The organism is Micromonospora sp. NPDC049049 (assembly GCF_040649115.1).
Classification (GTDB): domain Bacteria; phylum Actinomycetota; class Actinomycetes; order Mycobacteriales; family Micromonosporaceae; genus Micromonospora.
Genome location: NZ_JBEZEX010000004.1, coordinates 207,601 through 232,283, shown reverse-complemented (window position 1 = coordinate 232,283; position 24,683 = coordinate 207,601). Strand labels below are relative to the sequence as shown.

The window sequence follows — 24,683 nt, the reverse complement described above, 5'->3', positions numbered from 1 at the left end:
CTGGCCCGGCAGCCCGGCGGTCGGCTAGCGTGCCGGCATGCCATCGACGCTCACCGAATCGACGGACCCGTACTGTCTGCGCCCCGGGGAGGCCACCGAGTTGCTGAACGGGCACCGGTGGCGGCGGTTCGTGGCGCTCGGCGACAGCGTCGTGGAGGGCATGTGTGAGCCGACACCGGGCTACCCGGACGTGCAGTGGGTCGACCGGGTCGCCGCCGAGCTGACCGCCGTGCGCCCCGAACTGGCGTACCGGAATCTGGGTCGACGCGGGCTGCGCGCGCACCAGGTGCGGGCCACCCAGCTCGGCCCGGCGCTGGCCTTCGCACCGGACCTGGCGCTTGTCGTCTGCGGCGGCAACGACGCCTTTCACCCGGCGTACGACGCGGAGGCGGTGGACGCCGAGCTGACCGCGATGATCGTCGCGCTGCGCGAGGTGGGCGCCGACGTGATCACAGTGGGCATGTTCGACGTCTCACACAGCCCGGCGGTGCCCGCGCACCTCCGGCCCGGCCTGGGCGACAGGATGCGCCGCCTGTCGGCCCACACGGCAAAGCTGGCCGAGCGACTGAACACGATCCACGTGCACCTGACCGACCATCCCCTGACGGCCGATCCCAGCCTCTACAGCACCGACGGCCGCCACGGCAGCGCCCGCAGCGACGCCATAGCCACGGCCGAAACCCTGCGCGTCCTCTCCCCCCACCGCACCCCCCGCATTCCCTGACCCCACCCCTACCCACCTGTTGATCATGAAGTTATTGCCACGACACGCCGCAGCGCGGGGCAATAACTTCATGATCACCGCGGGTGAGGGTGGGGCCGGGTCTTCAGTCGCTCAGGAGGATTCCGGTCAGGAGGACGCCGTGGGCCAGGTTGAGGATGCCGTCGCAGCCGGGGTAGCCGACCCGGGCCAGGCCGCCGGAGGCGTGCCGGCCGAACAGGTACGGGGCCAGGGAGTACGGGACGTCGGCGGTGACCGTCTCACCCGTCTCGATCTGGACGAAGTCCATCGACACCCGGTCGGTCGGCAGGTACTCCTGGAGGATGGCACCGCCCTGCTCGACGGCGGCCCGCACACCGTCGGCCCAGTCCGCGGCGCTCAGCTCCGGGCCGAGCAGGACACCGTGCCCGGCCGAACCGTCGGCCGGCTTCGCCACCAGCGTGGCCTGCTCGGCGATGGCCCGGTCGAGCACCGCTGCGGTCAACGGCACCGTGTACGGTACGTGCCGGCGGATCAGTGCCTGGTCGTCGGCGGGCAGCCCGTCCACGTCCTCCCACAGCCAACCGAACGTGGTCTTGTTACCGAGCAGCCAGGCTGCCGCCGACACGAACATCGGTAGGGTGCCGGCGGCGAGGGCCACGGCCACCGCGTCCAGACCGGCGGTCGGAGTGACCCGGTTGGGCACGAACAGCCGGAACAGCGCGTCGACAGGTGCGCCGTCGACGACCAGGCGGCTGTCGGCGTCCAGTGTGGCGGTGGCGACCGGGGCGATGACCAGGTCGATGCCGAAGTCCCGGGCCCGTACGGCGAGGGGGTCGAGGATCCGGATGAACGTCTGCGGGTCGTCGAGGCCCGGGTAGTCGCCGTCGAAGTCCATCAACAGCGCCACCCGAGCGCCCTCGGGCAGCCGCAGCTCCTCGCGGATCGCCACGAACCGCTGGTCCAGCAGCGACGGCGCGGCCCGCACCGGCAGGTCGTCGAGGATGCCGTGCTCACGGTAGAGGCCCTCGTACCGTTGGATGACGGTGTCGGCGTCGAACCCGCCACCGAGGCTGCTGTCGATGTTGTACTCGACGAACTTCGGCACGCCGGCGGAGAAGATGACGTCCGGGCGGTACGCGGCCAGCAGCGCCTCGGTCAGCGGCTCGGCCTCGTCCAGCAGCCGGGTCTCCCCCGCCGGTACGCCGAGCAGCCGGCGCAGCTCACCGGCGGTGTCGGCCCGCCGGCGGCAGGCGTCGAGGATGAGCTGGGCCAGCCGGTCGCAGACCTCGTTGAGCTGCCGCCAGGCGTCGGCGGTGAGCACCGGGGGCCGGGCCAACCGCCACTGCTTGTTGTACGTCGCCCGACCGTGGAAGACCTGCTCCCAGGCCGCCGCCCCGTTTGCCACCATGGCTCGACGGGCCGGCTCCGGCAGGTCGTTCCAGGCCCGGTCGGCCGCCGGCCACGGGTAGTTCGGGTCAGTCATGAGCTGTCCTTCATTGTGAGGTGGATCGCGGTGGCGAGCTGGTCGCGGCCGGGCTGGACGGCCCGGTCCAGTGCCGGGGCGAACGGCAGCACCGCCCCGTCCGGGCGGGTGACCCGGCGCGGCGGGGCGAGCAGCCGGACCCGCTCCACCACCGAGGTGATGATCTCGGCGGCCATGCCGCAGGAACGGTTGCCGTCGTCGAGCACCACGAGGCGTCCGGTGCGGGCCACCGACTCGGTGAGACCGTCGATGTCGAACGGGTACAGGGTGCGCGGGTCGAACACCTCCACCGAGACCTGGTCGGCCAGCTCCTCGGCGACGGCCAGCGCGTCGTGCACCAGGTGCCCGATCGCGACCACTGTCACGTCGTCGCCGAAACGGTGGATCCGCCCGCGGCCCAGCGGCACCGGCGTCAGGTCGTCGACGTCGTCACGCACGTCCATCGCGCCGGCCGGGGCGAACACCACCACCGGGTCGTCGTGGCGGATCGCGGTGACCAGCAGCCCGTACGCGTCGGCCGGGGTGGCGGGTACGACGGTGACCACGCCGACGTGGGCGAAGAGGCTGTACGGGTGGTCGGAGTGCTGCCCGGCCCACCCGGTACGCGAGCCGGATCCGGGCACCAGGTAGGTGACGGGGACACGGCACTGCCCGCCGGTCATCAACGGGAACTTGTGCGCGTGGTTGACGATCTGTTCGAAGACCAGGAACAGCAACGATGGGATCTGGAACTCGATCACCGGGCGCAGCCCGGCCAGCGCCGCCCCGGTGGCGAAGCTGGTGAACGCCTGCTCCGACAGGGGGGTGTCGCGGACCCGTTCGGTGCCGAACCGCTTGGCCAGCCCGGTGGTCACCAGCGACGCCCCGACCTGGACGTCCTCGCCGAGCAGGAACACCGCCTCGTCGCGGGCCAACTCGTCGCCGAGGGCCCTCGTCAGCGCCCGGCGGTACGACAGTCGGGGCATCTCAGCCACCTCCGGTGCGGGCGGTCAGGCCGCTGGCGTACAGGTAGGTCAACGCGTCGGCCGGGTCGGGTTGCGGGCTGTTCAGGGCGAACCGCACCGCCGCGTCGAGGGTCGCCTCGACCTCGGCGTCCACGGCGGCGCGGTCGGTGTCGGTGAGGCGTTCACCCTGGATGCGCACCGGGTCCCGGGCCCGACCACGGGTCACCTCGTCGGGGGGCCGGTAGTCGAGGCGTACCGCGTGTTCGAAGGTGTGGTGCACGTCGAAGCGGTAGGTCCGGGCCTCGATCAGCTCGGGGCCGCCGCCGGCGCGCATCCGGTCGACGGCGGCGCACGCGGCGACGCGTACCGTCTCGGGGTCCTGGCCGTCGACCTGGACGGCCGGGATGTCGAACGCGGCGGCCCGGCCGGCGATGCTGCCGGCCACCGCGCCGGCCACCGGCATGGTGGTCGCGTAACCGTTGTTCTCGCAGACGAACAGCACCGGCACCCGCCAGAGCGCGGCCAGGTTCAACGCCTCCAGCAGCATCCCCTCGTTGACCGCGCCGTCGCCGAAGAAGCTCACCCCGACGGTGTCGCGGCCCCGGCGGCGGTGGGCCCAGACCGCACCCGTGATGATCGCCCCCGATGCGCCGACGATCGCGTTGGCCCCGAGCACGCCGATGCTCAGGTCGGCGGCGTGCATCGAACCGCCCCGGCCGGCGTTGAGGCCGGTGACCCGGCCGCACAGCTCGGCGAGCATCCGGGCCGGGTCGGCCCCGCGGGCCAGGACGTGCCCGTGCCCGCGGTGGGTGCCGGCGAGCACGTCGTCGGCGCCCAGCGCGGCGCAGACGCCGGCGGCGATCCCCTCCTGACCGAGGTACGGGTGGATGCCGCCGACGATCTGCCCGCCGTGGACCATCTCCACCGCCCGTTCCTCGAACCGGCGGATCAGCCGGACCGTGCGGTAGAGCCGGACCGGGTCGGCGTCGGTCACACGGGCCCCTTGATGGCGGCCAGGATGTCGTCCCAGAGCCGTGCCCGGGCGGCGAGGGCGGTGTTGACGGTGTCGGCGCACTCCTGCCACTTGGTGTCGTCGTCGCCGCACAGGTCGGCGAGCATCTGCATGGCCATCGGGGTGTGCTGTTCGCCGTCGACCTCGATGTGCCGCTCCAGGTAGTCGACGAAGGTGTGCAGCCGGTTGCTGACCTCGTTGACCGAGACGACCTGGGTGAACATGTCCGGGATCAGGTCCTCCCGGCCGAACGCGAACGCCGCCGCCTGGCAGTGCACCGGGGTGGACTCGATGATCTGCCAGGTGGTCGCGGCGAACCTCGCCGACGCGGCCGGCACCCCGGCCTCGGCGAGCGCCTCGGTGACGGGTCGGCCGGCGCGCAGCAGGTCGATGAGCGCGTTCACCGCCGTGGTGTCCGCGCCGGCCTCGGCCATGCCCCGCACGTACAGCTCGAAGTGGCTGATGTAGCCACCGCCCAGCTCGTCGCTCTCCTCGACCATGACGATGTCGTTGATGAGGCGGCGGCTGCCGGTCGGGCCGGTCGGGATCCACGGCACCGTGACACAGGTCAGTTGCCGTTGCAGCGACTTCAGCAGGGACATGAAGTCCCACACCGCGAAGACGTGGTGCTGCATGAAGGTGACCAGCGCGTCGTGGGTGTCGAGGTTGGCGTAGAGCGGGTGCTTGACCACGGCGTCGCGCCGGTCGGTCACCGCCCGCTCCAACCGCTCGATGCCCGGGTGCGTCTTACCCCAGTCGTAGCGTGACATGTCAGCCTCCCTGCTGGGCGCGGTGGCGCCAGATGACCGGGCAGTAATCGGGGTCCGCGTAGTCCGGCCGCCCGTCGTGGGTGCGGCGGACCAGCACGTCGTGGTTGTACGAGGCGAGCGTGCCGTCGGAGAGCGGATACTCCCGCCAGGCGTTGTCGCCGTCCTGAAGGTGCAGCGAGATCGCCTGCCGGGGGCGACCGCTGACGTTGGGGCCACTGCCGTGGTAGGTGCGGCAGTGGTGGAAACTCACGTGCCCCATGGGGATCACCATCGGGATCTTGCGGATCTCCGCGCCGTTGTACGCGGCGTTCTCGGCCAGCATCTCCTCCAGCTGGCTGCGGTCCCGGTCGGCGAAGTGCCGCACCACAGTGTCGTCCGCGCCGATCTCCTTCCACCGGTGCGAACCGTCGACCATCGTGATGGTGCCCATCTCCTCCCCGCAGTCGTGGAAGGGGATGAACGCGGTCAGCATCTTCTCCGACGACGAGGACGCCCAGTAGTGCTTGTCGAAGTGCCAGGGCACGATGTTGCTCGGCTCGCCGGAGATCGGCGGTTTGTAGATCAGCGTGGACTGGAAGACCCGGATCTCGTCGGCTCGGGCGAGCCGGGCGGCGACCGCGCCGAGCAGCGGTTTGCGCAGGATCGCGCCGAGCCCGTCGTGCTCGTGGTGGACGTAGTCGTTGTGCCGCTGCACCGGGCCCTTGGACGGCTCCCAGTAGGCCAGCTTCGGTGGGCGTACCGGCAGCCGCCGGTCCCGCTCCCCGTCGTAGTAGCGCTGCGTGGCGGCGGCGAGGGCGTCCACCTCGTCGTCGGTGAACACCTTCTTCGACAGGTACCAGCCGTGCTCGGCGTAGTGCCGCACGTCGTCGTCGGACGGCAGCAGCGCCTGCTCCTCGGCGGTCAACGTCGGCTCGTACTCCGTCGCGGTCATGCCCCCACCCCCTGTGGTGTGGCCACCGCGGTGGCCAGTTCCCGCTCCTTGGCCTCGTAGAGGGCCTTGATGTTGCCGCTGCCGAAGCCGCGCGCGCCGCGCCGCTCGATCAACTCCAGGAAGAGCGTGCGACGCACGTGCATCGACTCGGCGAAGATCTGCAGCAGCTGGCCGTCGTGGTCGGAGTCGACGAGCACACCCAGCTCGCGCAGCCGGTGCAGTGGGGCGTCGACCCGACCGACCCGCGCCTCCAGGGCGTCGTAGTAGCTGGCGGGGGTGCCGGCGAAGCGCACCCCGCGCCGGCCCAGCGCCTCGACCGCGCCGACGATGTCGTCGGTGCGCAGCCCCAGGTGCTGCACTCCCCCACCGGCGTGCTGGTCGAGGAACGCGTCGATCTGCCCGGGTCGCCGGTTGCGGTCCGGTTCGAGCAGCACCACAGTGACCCGCCCGGACGGGCTCTGCACCACCTTGGAGTTCATGCCCTGTCCGTCGACCTCGATGTGCTCCTCGAAGATCTGCGCGAAGTCGAACAGCGCCTCGAAGTGCCGGACCGTCTCGTCGAGCTGGCCGGGCGGCACGCAGACCGCCAGGTGGTCGATCTCGGCGAGCACCGGCGGGTGGCCGTCCGTCGTGGACGCCGCCGCGGTGATGGCGCCGGGCAGGAACTCGCTCCCCTCGCCCCGGCGCTGCACCAGCCGGTGCCGCACGTCGGCGAAGCCGTCCACCTCGGCGATCACCACCTCGGCGTCCGCGCCGGTGCGGGTGGTCGGCGGCGTCACCCCGGTCGCGCCCCGACCCACCAGCTCGGCGTACGCGGCCGGCACGTCGTCGACCTCGACGGCGACGACCCCGATGCCGTCACCGTGGCGTTGCACGTACCGCGACGCCGGATGCTCCGCGCTCAGCCCGGAGGTGAGCAGCAACCGGATGTCGCCGTGGCAGAGCAGCAGTGAGCGCTGCCCCGCCAGCCCGGTCTCCGGACCGCCCTGGCCACAGATCTCGAAGCCGACGGCGGTGCTGAAGTAGAAGGCCGCCTGTCGGGCGTCCCCCACATAGAGTTCGATGTGGTCGATACCACGGATGTCCATGTCGCCTGAAACCCTTCCCACCGGATTCCCCCTGTGTTGCCGTCCGGGCACACCCCGCCCGGGATGCCGCCTCGATCACCCCCTCGGCTCGGCGACGCGCGCCAGCAGCAGGCTCACGTTCTGGCCGCCGAACCCGAACGAGTTGGTGACGGCGTACTCCAGGTCTGTCTTGCGGGCCGTGCCACGGATGTGGTCCGCCGGGCAGGCCGGATCCGGATCGTCGAGGTGGTACGTCGGCGGCAGCAGACCCCGACCGAGCGCCAACGCGGTGGCCGCCGCCTCCAGCGCCCCGGAGGCACCGAGCAGGTGACCGGTGAGCGCCTTGGTGGAGCTGACCGGCACACCGCCGACGCCGAAGACGTCGGCCAGCGCCGTGGTCTCCGCGATGTCACCGAGCTTCGTGCCGGTGCCGTGCGCGTTGACGTATCCGACCGCCGCCGCTGGCACACCGGCGCTGCGCAGCGCCCGGCGGATGCACGCCGCCGCGCCGGCACCGTCCGGGCGGGGGGCGGTCGGGTGGTACGCGTCCGTCGTCGCGCCGTGACCGGCCACCTCCGCGTACCCGGCGACGCCGCGGGCCGCGGCGTGCTCGGCGCGTTCGAGCACCAGCAGCGCGGCGCCCTCGGACAGGACGAACCCGCTGCGGGAGGTGTCGAACGGCCGACTCGCCCGGCCCGGGTCGGTGCCGGCGCGCGCCAACGCCCGCGCGTTGCCGAAGGTGTCGGCGAAGGTCGGGAAGAGCGGTGCCTCGCTGGCCCCGCAGAGCACCACGTCGACCTCGCCGGTCGCGATGAGCCGCACCCCGTCGGCGACCGCCTGGGCGCCGGAGGCGCAGGCCGTGCCGACCGACGAGCTGTAGCCGCGGATGCCGTGCGCGATGGCGATCCGCGCCGCCGGCATGTTCGGCAGGATCCCGGTGAGCAGGTACGGGCTGACCGCCGCCCGACCCCGGGCCGCCCGGGCCAGCACCTGCGACTCCAGGGTGGCCATCCCGCCGACCCCACCGACGATCACACCGATCCGGTCGGGGTCGACGTCGCGGCCCACCTCGATGCCGGCGTCGGTGAGAGCGTCGGCGGCGGCGAGCAGGGCGAGGACGACGATCCGGTCCAGCACCCGGGTCTCCGGCCCGGACGCGACGGTACGTGGGTCGATGTCGGGCAGCAGGCCGGCGACGTCCAGCGACTCGCTCGCCGGGTGCCCCTCCGGCGGGCGGGTCAGCCCGGACCGGCCGGTGGTCAGCGCGTCAAAGGTTTCCTCGACGCCCCGACCGACCGGTGTGAACAGACCCATCCCCGTGATCAACGCGGTCATGAGCGTGCCTCGGTGAGGTAGCGCTCGCGCAGGACCACCTTGCGGACCTTCCCGGTCACGGTGACCGGGATGTCGGCGGAGCGCACCGGCACGACCCGACGCAGTGTGGCGCCGAGGTCCGGGCCGAGGGCGGCGCGGACCCGCTCGGTGCGGTCCTCGGCCTCGTCGGCGCCAGCGGCCAACTCCAGCAGCACGTCGGTGACGACCGCCCCGGCCTCGGCGACGATCACCACGGTGCAGTCGGTGACGTCCGGGCAGTCCGCGAGGATGCGCTCCTCGGACAGCGCGGTGAAGAACCGCCGCCCGTCACCCGCGTCGACCGAGTCCACCGCCCGGTCCAGGTGGTAGTAGCGGCCGTCGGTGTCGGCGCGCACCAGGTCACCGGTGAGGTACCAGCCGCGCTGGCGGAAGCGGTAGGTGGTGACCGAGTCGTTCCAGTAGCCTCGGAACAGCGACGGTGAGTCGATGCCCAGGAAACCCACCTCGCCGACCGGCACCGGCTCACCGTCGGCGTCGAGCACCGCCACCTTCGCGAACCGGTACGGGCGGCCGATGCAGCGGCCGTACCGGTCGGTGTCGGCGCGGTGGGTGATGTGGAACATCGAGTGCCCCATCTCGCTGGAGCCCAACCCGTCGATGAAGACCGAGCCGGGCACCTTCGCCACCCCGTCGCGGGTCATGGTGTCGCGCCAACCGACCGCGACCAGCCGGCGGATGTGCGGCTCGTGCGAGGCGTCGCCGGTGTTGAACCACAGCCGCACCGAGTCCAGGTCGTACCCGGACAGGTCGAAGCGGGCCAACTCCGCCCAGGTGACCGAGAAACCGAACACCCCGTCGGGGCGCCAGCGTTGGATGGCGTCCAGCACCTGCTCGCCGCCCTGCTCGGAGAGCAGGAAGATCTGCGCGCGGTTGCCCAGCGCCTGGTTGACCATCAGCACCGTCGCGGTGTGCGGTGCGGGCAGCGCGTTGAGGATCCGGGTGGTGCCCTGCGCCTGCGGCATGGTGAGCAGGTGCCGGGTGGCCGCGAAAAGGCTGGCCTGCGAGTGCAGCACCGCCTTGGGCACCCCGGTCGTCCCGGAGGTGTGGGTGATCACGATCGGGTCGTCCGGGTGGTGCCGGTAGTGCGCCGGGGCCGCGGCCGGGTCACCCGTGCCGGCCTGCGCGGGAGTGCCTAGCAGGGGTACGCCGAGGTCGTGCCCGGCCAGCAGCGCGGTGTGCGCGTCGTCGGCCAGCACACCGACGCCCCGCAGGCGGCGGATGTACTCGGCGGCGATCTCTGGGCGGAGTTTGCCGTTCATCAGCGCCGGGATCGCCCCGAGCCGGGCCAGCGCCAGGAAGCTGAGCACCATGTCGGCGGCGGCGGTGGCCCAGACGGCGACCGGGTCGCGGGGGCGTACTCCTTGTTCGTGCAGCCAGGCGGCGCGGGCGGCGACCCGCTCATCGAGCCGGCCCAGCGTCAGCGGCGTCTCGGCGGGGTGCCCGTCGACGGCGGTGTCGAAGGTCAGGCCGGGCCCGTCCGGGTCGGCGCCGTGCGCCAGCACCCGGGCCAGGACGTTGCCCGCGCCCAGTTCGGTGTCGGCGGCCAGTGCGCCGCGCAGTCCCCGTGTCCTCATGGTCGTGCTCCTCCCCCCAGCAGCACCGCGACCGCCTCGGTCGGCCCGTCGGGTGCCTGTTCGATCAGGATCAGCAACACCTCGTCGGTGTCGCCGTCGTCGCGCAGCAGGTCGGCCTCGGCGACACCGTCGGTGTACGGGTCGCCGGTCGGGCTGAGGCAGACCACCGGTCCTCGCAGGTTCCAGCGGGCCGCGAGGTGCCCGGCGACGCTGTTGGGCACGGACTGGAAGAAGAACAGCGGGCCGACCCGCCCGCCGGCCTCGACGGTGGCCCGTACGTGCCGAGCGCTGGCGAGATCACCGCTGGCGCTGACCAGCACGATTCCCGTCCGCACCCCGGCGGGCACTCCCGCCGACCCGTATCCCCGCCGCAGACACCGTTCCGCGACGGCCACCACCACCGGCGCGAAGTCCGAGTGCACGAACCCCGGCACCCCCGCCACGGTGCCCCCGACGTCCCCGCCCTCGGGCCAGAGAGCCCGAGCCCTCTCCCCCGGCGATCCGGTCATCCGACGCCGACCAGGAGAGCGGTGTTGGCGCCACCGAAGGCGGCGTTGAGGGTCAGGGCGTGGGTGGCCTCCGTCCTTTGCGGACGGTCTTTGACGACGTTCAGAGGGCAGGAGTCGTCGGGGCCCAGCCATCCGGCGTTGACCGGCAGGTCGCCGTGGCGCAGCGCGAGCGCGGTGACCACCAGTTCGAGCAACCCGGACGCCTCCAGCGCGTGCCCGTGCACCGACTTCGTCGAGCTGATCGGGACCTGGGCGGCATGACCGCCGAGAGCCCGACGCAGGGCGGCGGCCTCGGCGGCGTCGCTCTGCGCGGTACCGGTGGCGTTGGCGTTGACGTAGCCGACGGACTGCGGTGGCAGCCCGGCCCGGCGCAGCGCGCCGTCGACAGCGCGGGCCAGCCCGGTGCCGCCGGGCTCCGGCTGGCAGGGATGGAACGCGTCGCCGGCCCGCCCCCAACCGACCACTGCGGCCACCGGTTCGACACCGCGTCGTCGGACGGCGCTCGACTCCAGCACCACCGCGGCCACGCCGTCGCCCAGCAGCAACCCTCGACGGCCGGCGCTGAACGGGCGGACCGCCCCGTCGACAGCGAGGGCGCGACCGGCGTCGAAGAGCGCGTACTGGTCCGACTCCACCAGGTAGCCGGCCGCGACCACGACCCGCCCGACATCATCCCGGGTGATCCGGGCGGCGGCGTCGGCCACCGCCGTGCTGGCCGACACGCAGGCGCTGGTGTAGACCCGGGTGTGCCCGGACAGTCCACATCGCGCGGCGAGCTGACCGGCGAGCACGGCCGGCGTCGGGCCCACGGCCGGGCCGCCGTGCACGGCGAGCAGCAGGGCACACCCGGCGCGCTGCGCGCGGTTCAGACCGGCCGCGCGGCAGGCCGCGTCGATCGCGGTGGCCAACTCGTCGGGGAGGGTAGCGACCTCGGGCAGGGTGGCCGCCACTGTGACCCGGCGGGAGGCGGTGTCGAATCGGTCCACCGGCCCGAACGCCGGCACGCCGGCCAACACCCCGGCGAGCTGCGCGTCGGCGCCCCGCCCCAGGGCGCTGACCGCGTACACACCGGTGAGCTGGGCTACGCGCGCCTCAACCATCTGCGGAGGCGGTCAGCGACGCCTGGAACACCACCAGGGCGTCGTCGACTGTGCGGATGCCGGCCAGTTCCTCGTCGGTGAGGTCGAGCCGGCGTTCGTAGCGCTGCTCGACGAGGTGCACCAGCCAGGCAAGCTCCATCGAGCCGATCCGGTCGGACACGTCGGCAGCCGGTTTCGCTGTGAGTTCGGCGAGCATGGTCATCAGGTCAGCTCGCCCCAGATCGGGCTGACCGCCCATCAGCTCTTGTCGCTCGTCGCCTCGGTGACCCGATCGGCGACCATTGTGGTGAACTCGCCGACCGTCATCAGGGCGAGCTGCTCCGACTCGTCGTCGGCGAACGTCAGGCCGTACCGGTCCTCGACCCGGACGGACAGGTCGGCCAGGGCGAGTGACTCCAGGTCGACGCCGGAAGGGCCGAGCGTGGTGTCGTCGTCGAGCCCCTCGACGTCGTAGTTCATGTCGGCGAGCTGCTCGACGACGAAGGCGCGGACCTCGGCTCTCATGGATACCCTTTCTGCGTGGCTCAGCTGACGGTGTCCGGTCGGGACACCGCCTACGTGTGGGTCGGCCGGGACACCGGCGGTCAGCCGGATCCGGCCGCTGTGCTGCTGCGGCGGGCGGGTGCTCTGTTGCTCGGTCGCCCGGACGCCCAGCTGGTGCTGACGCACGACCGTGAGGGACGGCCGGTCGTCCGGGTCGACGAGGTGACCGGGTCGGTCGAGCTGGCGGTCAGCGTCAGCCGCACCGCCGGGCTGGTGGTGGTCGCCGCCCGTCAAGCCGGCGCGGTCGGGGTGGACGTGGAGCGGATCCGCCCGCTGCCGGCGCTCGCGCTGGCCCGCCGCTGGTTCCCGCCCGCCGAGCTGGCCTGGTTGGGCGATCGGCCCGAGGCCAGCCGGACTGTGGACTTCCTGCGGCTGTGGACCGCCAAGGAGGCGGTCGGCAAGGCGCTCGGGCAGGGGTTGCGCGGCGGCGGGTTGCGCCGGCTGATGCCGCCGCCGGGGCTGCCGTTGCGGCCGGTGCCCAGCGCCGAGCACCTGTGCGTCGGTCATCCGCACCTGGGCGGGGGCCTCGTCCTGGCCGTCGCCGCGCACGCGGGCGAGCAGGTCGGCATCGAGGTGATGCAGCGGCCCGGTCACGGGGTGACCGCCGAGCGCAGCGCGTCGGTCGAGCGGACCAGCTTGCCGGTGGTGGTACGGGGCAACTGATCGAGCAGGTGCAGCGCCCTGGGCCGTTTGTAGCCGGCCAACCGCTCGGCGAGGAGCTTGTCCAGCGTCTCCTCCGACAGCGGGCCGTCCGGTTGGACGTACGCGGTGATGCCGTCGTCCCAGACCACCACGGCGGCGGCGACGCCGGTCAGCTCGGCGACGGTGGCCTCCACCTCGGTCAGGTCGACCTTCATCCCGCCGACGGAGACCTGCGAGTCGAGTCGACCGCGCACCGTGACCAGGCCGGTGTCGTCATCGACGGTCCCGGCGTCGCGGGTGTGCAGCCACCCGTCGGACCAGCGGGTCGGGTCGCTCAGCCCGACGTACGGCGACGCCGGGCAGGACACCCACAGCTCACCGCCGGACTCGCGGACCTCGATCCCGGGCGCGGGGGCGATCGACGGTCGGTGCGACCCGTGCAGGTCGGTGCCGATCACCCCGACCTCGGTCATCCCGTACATGTTGCCCAGGGGTACGCCGTACCGGTCGGTGAACGCCCGGGCGACGGCGGCCGGGACCAGCTCACCCCCGGTGGTCATCCGCCGCAACTGTGGCAGTGGACCGTTCGGACGGGTGGAGGCGAGCAGTCCGATGTGGAACGGCACGCCGAGCACCGTGGCTGGCGTGGGGCCGGCGCTGATCGCGGCCAGGACGGCGTCACCGCTGAGCCGCTCCGGTGGCACCAGCTCGACCCCGGCGTGCAGCCCGTAGAGCAGGCCACCGACCAGGCCGAGCACGTGCATCATCGAGGGCAGCAGGATGATCCGCTCGCCGGGCAGCGCCACCCCGTCGATCCGGGTGTAGCGGTGCACCTCGGCGACCAGGTCGGCGGCGGTGCGGCCGATCACCTTGGACGGGCCGGTGGAGCCGGAGCTGAGCTGGATCACGGCGTGGCCGCTGACCGCCGGGCGGTCGGCGTACCGGGTGACGCCCTCGGTGACGTCGACGAAGATCTTCAGGGCGCCGCCACCGGTCCGCACCGGAGCGACCACCACCTGCGGGGCCAACCGGGTCAGCGCCCGGTCCACCTCGTGGTCGGTGAGCCGGTGGTCGAGCAGGATCGCCTGCCCCCCGGCGCGCCAGGTGGCGAGCAGGTTCACCACGTACGCCAGCGACGGCGGCAACCGCAGCGCCACGGCACCACCGGGGCGCAGTCCGGCGGTGGTCAGCCGCTCCTGCGCGGCGGTGACCAGCCGGTGCAGGGTCGCCCGGTCGACGGGCTCGGGCAGACGAAGACAAACGTCGGTCGGGTGGCCGGCGAAGAGGACTTCGTCCACCCAGCCGGGGTCTGTCGCCGTAGGATCTTCTGCCGTCACTGCCGTTCACCGCCCAGCATGAAAGAGGGCGAATCCGCCCATCACGTACGCTTGTCGGGGTGCTGCGGGGAACCATACGACTCCCACGTGGCCATTGCTAGATGCGAATGGATGGATCAAAAGCAGCGGCCAGCCGGATTGCCGACAGCCCGTTCGGCGGGCATGATCGGGCGGGTGATTTGGCAGAACGTCACCGAGGCATGACGCCTCGTACAACCGTCGCGCGTCCCCAGCCGGACGGCCGATGGCGGCGAGGTCGCCGCCGAACGAGACGGCTCTCGGGCGCCAAGGCGCGTTCATCAGGGCGGTCGAGTTCATCAGGGCGGCCGAGCCGAGGCGGTGTCCGGGCGGCCACCGGCAAGGCGCAGGCCGGCCAGTTCTGATGAAACAGGCCTCAGCTCGGTTTGATGCTGGCGAGTTCGACGAGCAGCTGAACCAGCCGATACGCCTCGGCGACGTCGGCGGCGTGGAAGGCGACCGTCCGGCCGCCACCGACGCGGGTAACACCCGGGACCAGAACCGCGAGGTCGACCATGTACGGCCCGTACAGATCGACCTCGACGTCAACCGGCCCGGCCATCTGCGCCGGTGGGATCGAGGCGCGCCGGGCGATCGCGTCGGCGGCGGCATGGCGCAGCCGCTCCCGTGCCTCCTGCGGATGCAGGGCCACCGCGGCGGCCTGACCCAGGGTCTGCTTGACGGCGACGGTGACCGCCGAGGGCACCAACGCGCTGAACTCGGCGCAGGCGGTGTCGTCCCCGCTGAGCAGGACGACGGGCGCATCGTGGTGCCCTGCCATGGCGACGTTGAGGCCGATCTCGCCCAGCGACCGCCCGGCCACCCGTACGTCGAGGATGGCGTCGCTCATCGTGTGGGCCAGCACGGCGGGCCCGGCACCCGCCCGAGCGTGATAGCCGACGAGCAGGACGGCATCCGTGTGCTCGTCCAGCCCGGCGAGCATGCCCAGCGGCCGGGGTTTGCCCCGCACCAGGTGAGCACGCCGGTCGAGGTCCTCGGGCAGGATGTTCCGGAACGTCCCGTGCGCGTCGGCGACCCACACGACCGCCTCGGGTTCGGCATCGAGGACCCCGGCGATCACCGCGTTCGCCTCGGCCGTCATCAACGCCCGGCCGCGCTCGTAGTCGTACCGATCCGGATTCGTCTCGGTGGGGTGAACGATCCCCGAGACGCCCTCCATGTCGACGGAGATCAGTACCTTCACAACTCCAAGACCCTACGCGCCGCAACCCGTCCCCACCGCGTCGATCTTGCAGTTTCGGTCGTCGAGACGCGTGACATGCCCCCTATGTCGCGACACCAAGTGCAAGATCGCGGGAAGAGGGCGACGGGGGCGGCACCGGGGGGCGGGAAGGACCCTCAGGCCAGGGCTGGGGTTTGGGCGTGGATGTGGAAGCGCAGCGAACGGGCGTCGGTGAAGCACTCCCGCATCGGGCGTACGAGGTCCCGGTGCTCAGGGCTGCGTTCCCACTCCTCGAAGTCGGCCAGGCTCGCCCACTCGCTGGTGATCAGCCACTGCTCCGGGTCGGTCGACGACCGGCACACCTGGTCGACCAGGTGCCCCGGCACACCGCCGGCGACCAGGTGCCGCACCTGTTCGTACGCGGCGAGGAACGCCTCGGTGCGCGGCACCGGCACCCGTACCAGAAAGACCACCCGGGCCCGTTTGTCGCTCATGACGCCTCTCCCCTCATCGGCGCGGCCCCGCGCAGGACCAGCGCACTGTTGAACCCGTCGAAGCCCCGCGCGCAGATCAGGGCGAGTCGACTGCGCGGTCGACGGTGCTCGCGCAGGAAGTCCAGCTCGCAGCCCTCGGCCACCTCGTCCGGGCCCGCCGACGCGGGCAACGTGTCGTGGGCGAAGGCGAGCAGCGCGGTGGCCACGTCCAACGCCGAGCCGCCCTGGTACGCCCGACCCGTCAGCGGTTTCTGCGTGGTCACCGGGGGCGGCCGGTCGGCGAACACTGCCCGCAGCGCCTCGGCCTCGCTGCGGTCGTAGCGGGGCACGCCGAGAGCGTCGGGCAGCACCACGTCGATTCCGGCGGCGGCGACGCCCGCCCGGTCCAGGGCCAGCCGCATCGCCCGCGCGTACTGGGCCGGGTCGCCGCTGCTCTCCGCAGTGGTGTGCGCGGCGTCGTGGGTGGAGCCCCACCCGCTCACCTCGCCGTAGACCCGGGCGCCCCGGGCCAGGGCGTGCCCCAACTCCTCCACCACGAACACCGCTCCGCCCTCGGCCGGCAGGTAGCCGCTGGCGGTGGCGTCGAACGGCCGGTACGCCCGCTCCGGGTCGGCGACGTCACTGAGCAGCCCCGAGCGCAGCTGGCAGGCGAGCGCGTACGGGCTCAACGGGCACTCGGTGGCCCCGGCGATCACGACCGGGGTGCCCCGGCGCACCGCGCGGGCGGCGTGGGCCAGGCTGTCCAGCCCGCCGGCCGACTCCGCGACCAGCACCCCGCTCGGGCCCTTGAACTGGTGGTGGATGGAGAGCTGCCCGACGCTGGCCGCGTAAAACCAGGCGATCGACTGGTACGCCCCGACCGTCCGTGAGGTGCCGCCCCACAGCCGTTGCAGTTCCCGCTGACCGAACAGGTTGCCCCCGGACGAGCTGGCCAGGGTCACCGCGTAGCCGTACGGGTCGGGTGCCCGGTCGGGCAGGCCGGCGTCGGCCAGCGCCAGCCGGGTGGCGGCGAAGCCGAGGTGCGTCCACCTGTCGGTCTGCACCAACTGTCGACTGTCGGCGTATGAGTCGGCGGTGAAGCCGGGCACCTCCCCTCCGAAGCGCGTCGGATAGCCGACCGGGTCGAACAACGTGATCGGCCCGGTCCGGCGGGTGCCGGCGAGGACCGTGCGCCAGTGCGCGTCCGCGCCGATGCCGCTCGGTGCGACCACCCCGATGCCGGTCACCACCGCCCGGGCCGTCGCGCCGCCACTGTGCGAAGCGGCGCTCACGCCGCCACCGCGCCGAGCATCCGACGGAAGACCATGGCCGACTGGAAACCGCCGAAGCCGCTGCCCACCGAGAGGGCCACGTCCACCGGTACCTCCCGTGCCTCATTGGGTACGTAGTCCAGGTCGCACTCCGGGTCCCGGGTGCTCCAGTTCGCCGTCGGCGGCACCACACCGAACTCGATGGCGAGGGCGCACGCGGCCATCTCGATCGACCCGATCGCGCCGAGCGAGTGCCCGACCATCGACTTGATCGAGCTGATCGGGATCCGGTACGCGGCCTGGCCCAGCGCCCGCTTGAACGCGGCCGTCTCGTGTCGGTCGTTCTGCCGGGTGCCCGAGCCGTGGGCGCTGATGTAGGAGACCTGTTCGGGCAGGATCCGGCCCTGCCGGAGCGCGTCGGTGACGGCGAGGCCCATCTCCAGCCCGTCCGGCCGCAGCCCGGTCATGTGGAAGCCGTTGCTGCGGCTGGCGTAGCCGGCCACCTCGCAGTAGATGTGCGCTCCCCGACGCCGGGCGTGGCCGGCCTCCTCCAGCACCAGCACCGCCCCGCCCTCGGCCAGCACGAACCCGTGCCGGTCGGCGTCGAACGGGCGGGAGGCGTGTGCCGGGTCGTCGTTGTCCGGGCTGGTCGCCTTGATCGCGTCGAACGAGGCGACAGTGACCGGCGAGATCGGCGAGTCGGACGCGCCGGCCAGCATCACGTCCGCCTCACCGTCCACGATCATCTGGTGGGCGTACCCGATGGCGTCGATGCCGGAGGTGCAGCCGGTGGACACCACCTGCGCCGGACCGTGCAGCCCGTGCCGGCACGCCACGTCCGCGGCGAGGCTGCTGGGCACCAGCGCCTGATAGAGGTACGGGCCACCGCGCGTCCCGTCCACCAGCCACCGTCGGCCGTGCTCGCTCACTGTGACGTACTCCTGTTCCAAGGCCATCGTGCCGCCCACCGCCGTGCCCAGCACCACCCCGGCCCGGTCCCGTTGCGCGTCGGTGAGCTCCAACTGGGCGTCGGCCACCGCCTCGGCGGAGCAGGCCAGCGCGAACTGCACGTACCGGTCGGCCCGGCGTCGCTCGGCCTCGCTCAGGCCCGCCGCGACCGGGTCGAAGTCGCACTCCGCCGCGATCTGCGACCGGAACGCCGACGGGTCGAAGAAACTGATCCGCCGGGTGGCGGTGCGCCCCTCGGTGATGGTTTTCCAGAAGCGGTCCCGGCTGGCGCCGCCCGGGGCCACCACCCCGATCCCGGTCACCACCGTGCGGCGCCCGGTCATGGTGCCTCCACCAGTTCGGTGTCGACGTGGCCCAGTTCGGGTCGGGGGGCGAGCGGGCCCAGGTGGAAGACCACCTCGGCCGGTTCGACCCCGGTGTTGCGCAGCCGGTGCCGCACGTTCACCGGGACGAAAAGCCCCTCACCGGCGGCCAGCAGCGTCGGGTGATCGTCCAGGTCGACGGTGATCGCGCCCCGCACCAGGTACAGGAACTCCTCGCTGTACGGGTGGTAGTGCTCGGCGATCCGCTCCCCCGGCTCGAGTGTGGCCACACCGAGGAAACCCGAGGTGCTGCCGACGGTGCGGGGGCCGAGCAGCACCCGTAGCTCACCGCCGCGCCGACGGTCGGCGGGTACGTCCCGGGCGGCGATCGGGCGGGTGCTCAGGTCACTCATCGTCGGCTCCCGTCGGTGCGTCGCTGGCGGTCGGCGCGCCCTGGTCGGCGCGCTGCCAGGCGATCCGCTCCACCCGGTCCTTGATCACCGCGAGTTGGATCACGCTGTTGGTGTTGATCCGCTCGGTCATCGCGGCGTTGTCGACAGGCGCGGTCGGCTTCATCGCGAAGTCCTGCGTCCAGGTCATCCGGGTGCCACCGGCCTCCTCGGTGTAGCGCCAGTGGATGCGCATGTACTCGAACGGCCCGGTCTCCACCCGGTGCGCCCGGACCTGCCTGCTCACCGGGTCGGCGGTGCGCTCGCTGACCCAGCTCCAGGACACCCCGTTCTCGTCGGGGTACATGGTGAGGCGGAACCGCACCGTGTGCGCCTCGCGGTGCAGGATCTCCACCACGGCGTACTCGGTGAACAGCTCGGTCCAGTTCGCCACGTCGTTGGTGACCTCCCAGACCAGCCCCAGCGGCGCGTCGATGACCACGCTGTTCTCGGTGTGCCCGGGCGGGTCGGCGCGGCGGGCGACCAGGTCGGCCACCGCCGGGATGCTCAGCTGTCCGGCCTGCTCGGGGATGGCCACCTGCCAGCGGTCGGCGACGACCGCCGACAGTTCCAGCAGGGCGAGCGAGTCCATGCCCAGCTCCTCCAGCGACGCGGCGGGCGCGCGGGCCGCGGCGTCGGCGTCCAGCCCGCAGTGCGCCACCAGGATGTCGGTGATCTCGGCGGTCATCGGGCGACCATGGGTGACGGTCATCGGGTCCTCCTGTGGGTTGCGTCGGGATCTGCGGCGGGCGCGGTACGCGGTGCGGGGGTGGTCGTCGGCCCCGGAGCGGGCGCGGAGAGCAGACGGTCGACCAGGCCGGTGGTGTAGCGGCCCTTGCGGAATGCGGCGTCGTCGAGCACCCGCCGGACGAACGGGATGGTGGTGTGCACGCCCGGACCGGCGACGTCGAACTCGTCCAGGGCACGTTCCAGCCGGTTGAGGGCCAGCTCCCGGTCGGGCGCCCAGACGATCACCTTGGCGAGCAGCGAGTCGTACCAGGGACCGACCAGGTAACCGGCGCTGGCGTGGGTGTCCACCCGGGTGAACGGGCCACCGGGTGGGGTGAACCGCTCCAACCGGCCGGGGGTGGGGGCGAAGCCGCGCCCGGGGTCCTCGGTGTTGACCCGACACTCCACCGCGACGCCGTGCAGGCGGATCTCCTTCTGCCGCCACCGCAGCGGTACGCCGGCGGCGATGTGGAGTTGCTCGTGGACCAGGTCGATCCCGGTGACCATCTCGGTGACGGGATGCTCCACCTGGATCCGGCAGTTGATCTCCAGGAAGTGGAACTTTTCCTCGGCGTCGACAAGGAACTCCAGCGTGCCGGCGCCAACGAAACCGACCTTGAGGGCACCCCGCAGGGCGGTCTCGGCGATGGTGTCGAGAACGGCGGCGGGCAGCGCCGGCGCGGGTGCCTCCTCGACCAGTTTCTGGTGCCGGCGCTGCACCGAGCAGTCCCGGGTGCCCAGGTGCACCCCGTTGCCGTGGGCGTCGCAGAGCACCTGCACCTCGACGTGCCGCGCCTCGGTGAGGTAACGCTCGACGTACACCCGGTCGTCGCCGAAGGCTGCCTGCGCGGCGGCCCGGGTCCGGGTGTACGCCCGGCGCAGCTCGCCCGGGGTGCGTACCACTGTCATCCCCCGGCCCCCGCCCCCGGCGGCGGCTTTCACGATGACCGGGTAGCCGACGGCGTCGGCCACCTCGGCCGCCGCGGCGGCGGTCGGTACCGGCGCGACACTGCCCGGCGACAGCGGCAGGCCGGCGCGGCTCATCAGTGCGCGGGCCGAGGACTTGTCGGCCAGCGCGGCCATCACCGCCGGTGGCGGGCCGATGAACGTCAGCCCGTTGTCGGCGCAGATCTCGGCGAAGTCGGCGTCCTCGGAGAGGAAGCCGTAGCCGGGGTGCACGGCCTGCGCCCCCACCTGCCGGGCCGCCTCCACGATGGCGGCGGCGTTGAGGTAGCTGCGCCGGCTCGACGCCGGTCCGATCCGGACGGCCTGGTCGGCGAGGCGTACCGCCGCCGAGTCGGCGTCGGCGGCGGAGTAGACGACCGCCGTCCGGACGCCGAGCTCCTTGCAGGCGCGCAGCACCCGCAGCGCGATCTCGCCCCGGTTGGCGATCAGCACGGTCTCGAACATGGTCAACCACCCCGCGCCGTCATGCCGGATCCAGTTCGACGAGCGGTTGGTCGTACTCGACCGGCTGGCCGTCCTCGACGAGGATCGCGGCCACCCGGCCGGCCCGGTCGGCGGTCACCTCGTTCATCAGCTTCATCGCCTCGACGATGGCCACCGGCTGGCCGGGGCGGACCAGGTCGCCCACCGCGACGAACGGCCGCGCGCCCGGCTCCGGCGCCCGGTAGAAGGTGCCGACGATCGGTGCCCGCACCGCGGCACGCCCGGGCACCGGCGGCCGGAGCATTGCAGGGGCGGCGTTGGGCGCCGGACCGACCGCCGGTGCCGCCTCGGCCCGGGGCAGGGGTACGTCCGGTCGGGTCGCCTCCTCGGGGTGCCACTCGACCTCCAGCACCGCCGGCCCGCTGCGCAGCCGGATCCGGCGCACCGGCCCGGCCAGCTCGGCGATCAGGTGCTGCGCCTGCCGGCGCAGCCCGGCGAGGGCCTCCTCGCCGTTCACCCCGACGTCGTCGGACGCGTCGACTGTCGACAGCGCCCCGTCGCCGGCCGTCATCGCAGGCCCGCCCGAGCGCCGACGCGGTTCGCGCCGAACCGTCGGAAGCGTTGCCGGCGCAGCCGGACCAGCATGGCCGGCGGCACGTCCAGCAGCGGCAGGAGGTTGGCCAGCAGGGCGGCACGCAACCGGTGGGCGGCCTCCGCCGGGTCGTCGTGCGCGGCGCTCGACGGCTCCGGCACGACCTCGTCGACAACCCCGAGCCGGCGCAGGTCGGGCGCGGTCAGTCGCAGGGCGCGGGCGGCCTGCGGGGCCGCCGACCGGTCCGGCCAGAGGATCGCCGCACACCCCTCGGGGCTGATCACCGAGTAGACGGCGTTCTCGAGCATCAGCACCCGGTCGGCCACCGCCAGCGCCAACGCGCCGCCGCTGCCACCCTCGCCGGTGATCACCGCGAGCACGGGGGTGGGCAGCACGGTGAGGGTGAGGATGTTCTCCGCGATGGCCGCCGCCTGGCCGTGCTCCTCGGCGCTCACCCCCGGGTCGGCGCCGGGGGTGTCCACCAGGGTGACCACGGGCAGGCCGAGGCGGGCCGCGAGGCGCATGAGCCGCAGCGCCTTACGGTGCCCGGCCGGGCTGGCCATGCCGAAGTTGCGGGCGACCAGCTCGGCGGTGGTGTGCCCCTTCTGGTGACCGATGACCATCACATGCCGGCCGGCCAACCGCGCCACCCCACCAACGATGGCCGGGCAGTCCGCACCGAGCCGATCGCCGTGCAGCTCCACGAACCCGTCGAAAACCGAGTCCAGGTAGTCCAGTGTGGTGGGCCGCCCCGGGTGCCGCGCCATCCGGACGGTGTCCCACGCGTCGCGTACCGCCGGGTTGCCGGCGTCTCCCTCGGCCGCCGGGTCCGTCGGCCCCGTCACGACGGCGCCGTCGTCGGCAAGGCGCTCGCGGTGCGACGCCGGCTCCTGACGGGGTACGGGCGGATGCGCCGGACGGCCGGCGCGGGTCGCGGCGAGCAGCGCCGTCAGCCGTCCGCGCAGCGACCGGCGCTGCACCACCATGTCGACCTGCCCGTGTCGGAGCAGGAAGTCGGCGGTCTGGAAGCCCTCCGGCAGGGCCCGCCCGGTGATCTGACGGATCACCCGGGGGCCGGCGAAGCCCATCCGCGCGCCACTCTCGGCGAGCACCAGATCGGTGTTGGTGGCGAACGAGGCGGCCACTCCGCCGTAGGTCGGGTCGGTGAGGACGCTCACGGTGAGCAGTCCCGCCTCGCGCAACGCGGCGATGGCCTGACTGACGGTCGCCATCTGCATCAACGACAGCGCGCCTTCCTGCATCCGCGCCCCGCCGGACGCGGTGATCAGGACGAGCGGCGTGCGGTCGTCGAGCGCCCGTTCGGCGGCCCTGGTGATCAGCTCGCCGACCGCGCAGCCCAGGCTGCCACCGAGGAAGCGGAAGTCCATCACCGCCAGGGTCACCGGGTTCCCGCCGATGGTGGCCGTGGCGCAGACGACCCCCTCGGCAAGACCCGTGCTGGCCCGCGCGCCGGTGAGCCGGTGCGGGTACGGCAGCACGTCGACGAAGTCGAGCGGGTCCGCCCCCGGCAGCCGGTCGGGCAGCAGGCGCAGCGAACCCGGGTCGACCAGTTGGCGCAGGCGTTCCGGCGCGCCGAGTCGGGCATGCTCCCCGCACTCCGGGCAGACGTCGAGGTTGCGGCGCAGCCGTTTGCGGTAGAGCAGGGTCGCGCAGCCCGCGCAGCGGGACCAGAGCTGCTCTTCACGCGGCGCGGTGGCCGTCACGACCGCCGCCCGGTGTCCGGGGAGTCGAACCGGTAGAAGCACCGCGCCATGGCGTCGCGCGGCGAGCGCCAGGTCGACAGGTACGGCGACACGTACGGGCGTAGGCGGTCACTGACTCGGATGAACTCGGGGTGGTCACGCGCGGCCTCCACCGCGCCCTCCGCCGGCTGGGCGGTCTCGAGCAGGTGCACATAGAGGTCGTGCAGTCGGTACAGCGAGCGGTGCCGGACACCGACCAGGCGCGGCAGCTCCGTCGCGTCCGACTCGGCGAAGATCTCGGCGACCCGCTCCTCGGCGGTCGGATCGACCTTCGCGATGATCAGTGATCGGTCCATGTTGGGCCTCCCCCCACGGCGTCCGGCCGGCGACGGGTGGCCCCCGGACGCGCTGGACGACTGCCGACACGATGCGCCGATCCTCGTCACGGCGGCGTCACCGTGCCAGGTCGGCCAGCGACGGATGACGGTGACGCTGCGTTGACGCAACCTGTGTATCAGCTATGTGCCGGGTGGGTTCGATGCGCTAATGTTTATGCAGTTCAGAACCGATTTCGGGTTGGCCGTCGCCAATAGAACGTCCACGTCGGCGTTGACGCAACGTGACCGTTATTGATAATCTTCAGCGTGGTCAGCCCGGCGGCCTCGGCGGGCGGGGCCGCGCCCGGCCACGCCGCGATCGGCGGGGTCGACAGTGGCGTCGAGGGCAACCGATCCGGGACACAGCAGACAGTCGGGACGAGCGTTCCGCAGGGGGTGCCGCCGTGGCCGCTGATTCGTCCGTGCCGACCGCCGGAGACCCGCCCGAGGAGGGCGTCTCACTGCACCTGCTCGGAGGGTTCCGGCTCCTCCGCGAGGCGGTGCCGGTCGTGGTGCCGCGCGGGCTGCAACGGGTGATCGCGCTGATCGGGCTCCGCCCCGGCGCCACCCGCAGCCAGCTCGCCGGGCTGCTCTGGCCCGACGCGTCGGAGGAACGGGCGCTGTCCTCCCTGCGTACCGCCCTGTGGCGGCTGCGACAGGACCCGTGCTGCCCGATGACAGTGGCCAGCGACACCGTACGCCTCGGCCCGGCCGTCCGGCTCGACGTGGACGACCTGGTCGGCACCGCGGCCCGGGTCCGGGACGGCGACGACCCGCGCACCGCGGCCGGCGCGCTCGCCGCCGGGCGGCACGACCTCCTGCCCGGCTGGTACGACGACTGGGTGCTGCTGGACCGGGAACGCCTGCGCCAACTCCGGCTGCACATGCTGGAACAGGTGGCCGGGCACCACCTGGCCGCGGGGCGGCACGGCGAGGCCCTCGAAGCCGCGTTGGAGGCGATGGCCGCCGAGCCGTTACGGGAGACGCCACACCGGCTGGTGGTCCGCATCCACCTGGCCGAGGGCAACGCCTTCGAAGCCGTGCACGCCTTCTACGTCTATCGGGACCTGCTGCGCCGGGAGCTGCGGCTGGAGCCGAGCCCGGCCATGAGCGCCCTGCTCGACGACACCCTCGCCCCGATCCGCCAGGCCAGCCGCGAGGCCGTCGCCGACCGCCCGTCACCCGCGGTCCGGCGTACGTGACAGCGGTGGCCGTCACCGTCCGTTCGGCCTACGTGAC

The 24,683-nt window shown here is 72.8% G+C and carries 26 protein-coding genes; 3 read left to right on the top strand and 23 right to left on the bottom strand.

The window, feature by feature from the left end; all coding sequences use genetic code 11:
• Positions 1 to 37 precede the first annotated feature (37 nt).
• On the top strand, positions 38 to 724 hold the full coding sequence (locus AB0B68_RS07000) for an SGNH/GDSL hydrolase family protein (RefSeq protein ID WP_357197487.1): 687 nt from the start codon (positions 38 to 40) through the stop codon (positions 722 to 724).
• Positions 725 to 827: 103 nt separating this feature from the next.
• Here AB0B68_RS07000 and AB0B68_RS06995 read toward each other — a convergent pair whose 3' ends face one another.
• From AB0B68_RS06995 to AB0B68_RS06940, 12 genes are all read right to left on the bottom strand, one after another.
• A complete protein-coding gene (locus tag AB0B68_RS06995) occupies positions 828 to 2,186 on the bottom strand; it encodes a hypothetical protein (protein ID WP_357258233.1) in 1,359 nt (452 codons plus the stop codon).
• Positions 2,183 to 3,151 (bottom strand): transketolase C-terminal domain-containing protein, encoded by a 969-nt coding sequence (locus AB0B68_RS06990; protein WP_357258231.1) that lies wholly within the window; start codon positions 3,149 to 3,151, stop codon positions 2,183 to 2,185. The genes AB0B68_RS06995 and AB0B68_RS06990 overlap by 4 nt, the downstream gene beginning before the upstream one ends.
• 1 nt (position 3,152) lies before the next feature.
• Positions 3,153 to 4,124: a thiamine pyrophosphate-dependent dehydrogenase E1 component subunit alpha gene (locus AB0B68_RS06985; protein ID WP_357197497.1), complete on the bottom strand. Its 972-nt coding sequence runs from the start codon at positions 4,122 to 4,124 to the stop codon at positions 3,153 to 3,155.
• Positions 4,121 to 4,912, bottom strand: coding sequence for a DUF3050 domain-containing protein (locus AB0B68_RS06980; protein ID WP_355008003.1), 792 nt, complete (start codon positions 4,910 to 4,912; stop codon positions 4,121 to 4,123). Before AB0B68_RS06980 ends, AB0B68_RS06985 begins: the two co-directional genes overlap by 4 nt.
• Before the next feature lies 1 nt (position 4,913).
• The gene (locus tag AB0B68_RS06975; RefSeq protein WP_357258228.1) at positions 4,914 to 5,843 is read right to left on the bottom strand and encodes a phytanoyl-CoA dioxygenase family protein; all 930 of its coding nucleotides are present in this window, start codon (positions 5,841 to 5,843) and stop codon (positions 4,914 to 4,916) included.
• Entirely contained in the window at positions 5,840 to 6,931 is a 1,092-nt protein-coding gene (hppD, locus tag AB0B68_RS06970; protein WP_357258226.1) for a 4-hydroxyphenylpyruvate dioxygenase, read from the bottom strand. Before hppD ends, AB0B68_RS06975 begins: the two co-directional genes overlap by 4 nt.
• Positions 6,932 to 7,006: 75 nt before the next feature.
• The gene (locus tag AB0B68_RS06965) at positions 7,007 to 8,245 is read right to left on the bottom strand and encodes a beta-ketoacyl-[acyl-carrier-protein] synthase family protein (protein WP_357197507.1); all 1,239 of its coding nucleotides are present in this window, start codon (positions 8,243 to 8,245) and stop codon (positions 7,007 to 7,009) included.
• A complete protein-coding gene (locus AB0B68_RS06960; protein ID WP_357258224.1) occupies positions 8,242 to 9,858 on the bottom strand; it encodes a class I adenylate-forming enzyme family protein in 1,617 nt (538 codons plus the stop codon). The genes AB0B68_RS06965 and AB0B68_RS06960 overlap by 4 nt, the downstream gene beginning before the upstream one ends.
• Entirely contained in the window at positions 9,855 to 10,367 is a 513-nt protein-coding gene (locus AB0B68_RS06955; RefSeq protein ID WP_357197513.1) for a beta-ketoacyl synthase chain length factor, read from the bottom strand. Before AB0B68_RS06955 ends, AB0B68_RS06960 begins: the two co-directional genes overlap by 4 nt.
• A complete protein-coding gene (locus tag AB0B68_RS06950; RefSeq protein ID WP_357258222.1) occupies positions 10,364 to 11,467 on the bottom strand; it encodes a beta-ketoacyl synthase N-terminal-like domain-containing protein in 1,104 nt (367 codons plus the stop codon). The genes AB0B68_RS06955 and AB0B68_RS06950 overlap by 4 nt, the downstream gene beginning before the upstream one ends.
• The gene (locus tag AB0B68_RS06945; protein ID WP_357197519.1) at positions 11,460 to 11,705 is read right to left on the bottom strand and encodes an acyl carrier protein; all 246 of its coding nucleotides are present in this window, start codon (positions 11,703 to 11,705) and stop codon (positions 11,460 to 11,462) included. Before AB0B68_RS06945 ends, AB0B68_RS06950 begins: the two co-directional genes overlap by 8 nt.
• Positions 11,705 to 11,971 (bottom strand): acyl carrier protein, encoded by a 267-nt coding sequence (locus AB0B68_RS06940; RefSeq protein WP_355007995.1) that lies wholly within the window; start codon positions 11,969 to 11,971, stop codon positions 11,705 to 11,707. Before AB0B68_RS06940 ends, AB0B68_RS06945 begins: the two co-directional genes overlap by 1 nt.
• A gap of 15 nt (positions 11,972 to 11,986) precedes the next feature.
• Here AB0B68_RS06940 and AB0B68_RS06935 point away from each other — a divergent pair, with 15 nt between their 5' ends.
• Positions 11,987 to 12,673 carry a 4'-phosphopantetheinyl transferase superfamily protein gene (locus AB0B68_RS06935; protein WP_357197523.1) on the top strand — a complete coding sequence of 229 codons (687 nt, stop codon included), beginning with the start codon at positions 11,987 to 11,989 and terminating at the stop codon, positions 12,671 to 12,673.
• On the opposite strand, the gene AB0B68_RS06930 is transcribed toward AB0B68_RS06935, so the two are convergent.
• The 11 genes from AB0B68_RS06930 to AB0B68_RS06880 all read right to left on the bottom strand — a co-directional run bounded on the left by AB0B68_RS06930 (position 12,601) and on the right by AB0B68_RS06880 (position 23,423).
• Positions 12,601 to 13,950, bottom strand: coding sequence for a class I adenylate-forming enzyme family protein (locus AB0B68_RS06930; RefSeq protein WP_357258220.1), 1,350 nt, complete (start codon positions 13,948 to 13,950; stop codon positions 12,601 to 12,603). The two genes, AB0B68_RS06935 and AB0B68_RS06930, sit on opposite strands and share 73 nt — an antisense overlap.
• A gap of 433 nt (positions 13,951 to 14,383) precedes the next feature.
• Positions 14,384 to 15,211, bottom strand: coding sequence for a M55 family metallopeptidase (locus tag AB0B68_RS06925; protein WP_357197529.1), 828 nt, complete (start codon positions 15,209 to 15,211; stop codon positions 14,384 to 14,386).
• Between the two features lie 155 nt (positions 15,212 to 15,366).
• On the bottom strand, positions 15,367 to 15,684 hold the full coding sequence (locus AB0B68_RS06920) for an antibiotic biosynthesis monooxygenase family protein (protein ID WP_357197532.1): 318 nt from the start codon (positions 15,682 to 15,684) through the stop codon (positions 15,367 to 15,369).
• Positions 15,681 to 16,955, bottom strand: a complete 1,275-nt coding sequence (locus AB0B68_RS06915) for a beta-ketoacyl synthase N-terminal-like domain-containing protein (RefSeq protein ID WP_357197535.1) — start codon at positions 16,953 to 16,955, stop codon at positions 15,681 to 15,683. Before AB0B68_RS06915 ends, AB0B68_RS06920 begins: the two co-directional genes overlap by 4 nt.
• Positions 16,952 to 18,226 carry a beta-ketoacyl-[acyl-carrier-protein] synthase family protein gene (locus AB0B68_RS06910; protein ID WP_357197538.1) on the bottom strand — a complete coding sequence of 425 codons (1,275 nt, stop codon included), beginning with the start codon at positions 18,224 to 18,226 and terminating at the stop codon, positions 16,952 to 16,954. Before AB0B68_RS06910 ends, AB0B68_RS06915 begins: the two co-directional genes overlap by 4 nt.
• Positions 18,223 to 18,618: a cupin domain-containing protein gene (locus AB0B68_RS06905; RefSeq protein ID WP_357197541.1), complete on the bottom strand. Its 396-nt coding sequence runs from the start codon at positions 18,616 to 18,618 to the stop codon at positions 18,223 to 18,225. Before AB0B68_RS06905 ends, AB0B68_RS06910 begins: the two co-directional genes overlap by 4 nt.
• Entirely contained in the window at positions 18,611 to 19,366 is a 756-nt protein-coding gene (locus tag AB0B68_RS06900; RefSeq protein ID WP_357197544.1) for an SRPBCC family protein, read from the bottom strand. Before AB0B68_RS06900 ends, AB0B68_RS06905 begins: the two co-directional genes overlap by 8 nt.
• Entirely contained in the window at positions 19,363 to 20,793 is a 1,431-nt protein-coding gene (locus tag AB0B68_RS06895) for an acetyl-CoA carboxylase biotin carboxylase subunit (protein WP_357258217.1), read from the bottom strand. The genes AB0B68_RS06900 and AB0B68_RS06895 overlap by 4 nt, the downstream gene beginning before the upstream one ends.
• Positions 20,794 to 20,812: 19 nt before the next feature.
• A complete protein-coding gene (gene accB, locus AB0B68_RS06890; protein ID WP_357206107.1) occupies positions 20,813 to 21,343 on the bottom strand; it encodes an acetyl-CoA carboxylase biotin carboxyl carrier protein in 531 nt (176 codons plus the stop codon).
• Positions 21,340 to 23,088 (bottom strand): acetyl-CoA carboxylase carboxyltransferase subunit alpha, encoded by a 1,749-nt coding sequence (locus AB0B68_RS06885; RefSeq protein WP_357258215.1) that lies wholly within the window; start codon positions 23,086 to 23,088, stop codon positions 21,340 to 21,342. Before AB0B68_RS06885 ends, accB begins: the two co-directional genes overlap by 4 nt.
• Positions 23,085 to 23,423: a TcmI family type II polyketide cyclase gene (locus tag AB0B68_RS06880; RefSeq protein WP_355007983.1), complete on the bottom strand. Its 339-nt coding sequence runs from the start codon at positions 23,421 to 23,423 to the stop codon at positions 23,085 to 23,087. The genes AB0B68_RS06885 and AB0B68_RS06880 overlap by 4 nt, the downstream gene beginning before the upstream one ends.
• A gap of 425 nt (positions 23,424 to 23,848) precedes the next feature.
• On the opposite strand from AB0B68_RS06880, the gene AB0B68_RS06875 reads away from it, so the two are divergent.
• Complete coding sequence (locus AB0B68_RS06875; RefSeq protein WP_357206111.1) at positions 23,849 to 24,646, top strand: BTAD domain-containing putative transcriptional regulator; 798 nt, start codon at positions 23,849 to 23,851, stop codon at positions 24,644 to 24,646.
• Positions 24,647 to 24,683: the final 37 nt, after the last annotated feature.

Coding starts and splice junctions, on each gene's coding strand:
- AB0B68_RS07000 (WP_357197487.1), top strand. CDS start 38: ATGCCATCGACGCTCACCGAATCGACGGACCCGTACTGTCTGCGCCCC.
- AB0B68_RS06995 (WP_357258233.1), bottom strand. CDS start 2,186: ATGACTGACCCGAACTACCCGTGGCCGGCGGCCGACCGGGCCTGGAAC.
- AB0B68_RS06990 (WP_357258231.1), bottom strand. CDS start 3,151: ATGCCCCGACTGTCGTACCGCCGGGCGCTGACGAGGGCCCTCGGCGAC.
- AB0B68_RS06980 (WP_355008003.1), bottom strand. CDS start 4,912: ATGTCACGCTACGACTGGGGTAAGACGCACCCGGGCATCGAGCGGTTG.
- AB0B68_RS06975 (WP_357258228.1), bottom strand. CDS start 5,843: ATGACCGCGACGGAGTACGAGCCGACGTTGACCGCCGAGGAGCAGGCG.
- hppD (WP_357258226.1), bottom strand. CDS start 6,931: ATGGACATCCGTGGTATCGACCACATCGAACTCTATGTGGGGGACGCC.
- AB0B68_RS06965 (WP_357197507.1), bottom strand. CDS start 8,245: ATGACCGCGTTGATCACGGGGATGGGTCTGTTCACACCGGTCGGTCGG.
- AB0B68_RS06960 (WP_357258224.1), bottom strand. CDS start 9,858: ATGAGGACACGGGGACTGCGCGGCGCACTGGCCGCCGACACCGAACTG.
- AB0B68_RS06955 (WP_357197513.1), bottom strand. CDS start 10,367: ATGACCGGATCGCCGGGGGAGAGGGCTCGGGCTCTCTGGCCCGAGGGC.
- AB0B68_RS06950 (WP_357258222.1), bottom strand. CDS start 11,467: ATGGTTGAGGCGCGCGTAGCCCAGCTCACCGGTGTGTACGCGGTCAGC.
- AB0B68_RS06945 (WP_357197519.1), bottom strand. CDS start 11,705: ATGGGCGGTCAGCCCGATCTGGGGCGAGCTGACCTGATGACCATGCTC.
- AB0B68_RS06940 (WP_355007995.1), bottom strand. CDS start 11,971: ATGAGAGCCGAGGTCCGCGCCTTCGTCGTCGAGCAGCTCGCCGACATG.
- AB0B68_RS06920 (WP_357197532.1), bottom strand. CDS start 15,684: ATGAGCGACAAACGGGCCCGGGTGGTCTTTCTGGTACGGGTGCCGGTG.
- AB0B68_RS06910 (WP_357197538.1), bottom strand. CDS start 18,226: ATGACCGGGCGCCGCACGGTGGTGACCGGGATCGGGGTGGTGGCCCCG.
- AB0B68_RS06905 (WP_357197541.1), bottom strand. CDS start 18,618: ATGAGTGACCTGAGCACCCGCCCGATCGCCGCCCGGGACGTACCCGCC.
- AB0B68_RS06900 (WP_357197544.1), bottom strand. CDS start 19,366: ATGACCGTCACCCATGGTCGCCCGATGACCGCCGAGATCACCGACATC.
- AB0B68_RS06895 (WP_357258217.1), bottom strand. CDS start 20,793: ATGTTCGAGACCGTGCTGATCGCCAACCGGGGCGAGATCGCGCTGCGG.
- accB (WP_357206107.1), bottom strand. CDS start 21,343: ATGACGGCCGGCGACGGGGCGCTGTCGACAGTCGACGCGTCCGACGAC.
- AB0B68_RS06880 (WP_355007983.1), bottom strand. CDS start 23,423: ATGGACCGATCACTGATCATCGCGAAGGTCGATCCGACCGCCGAGGAG.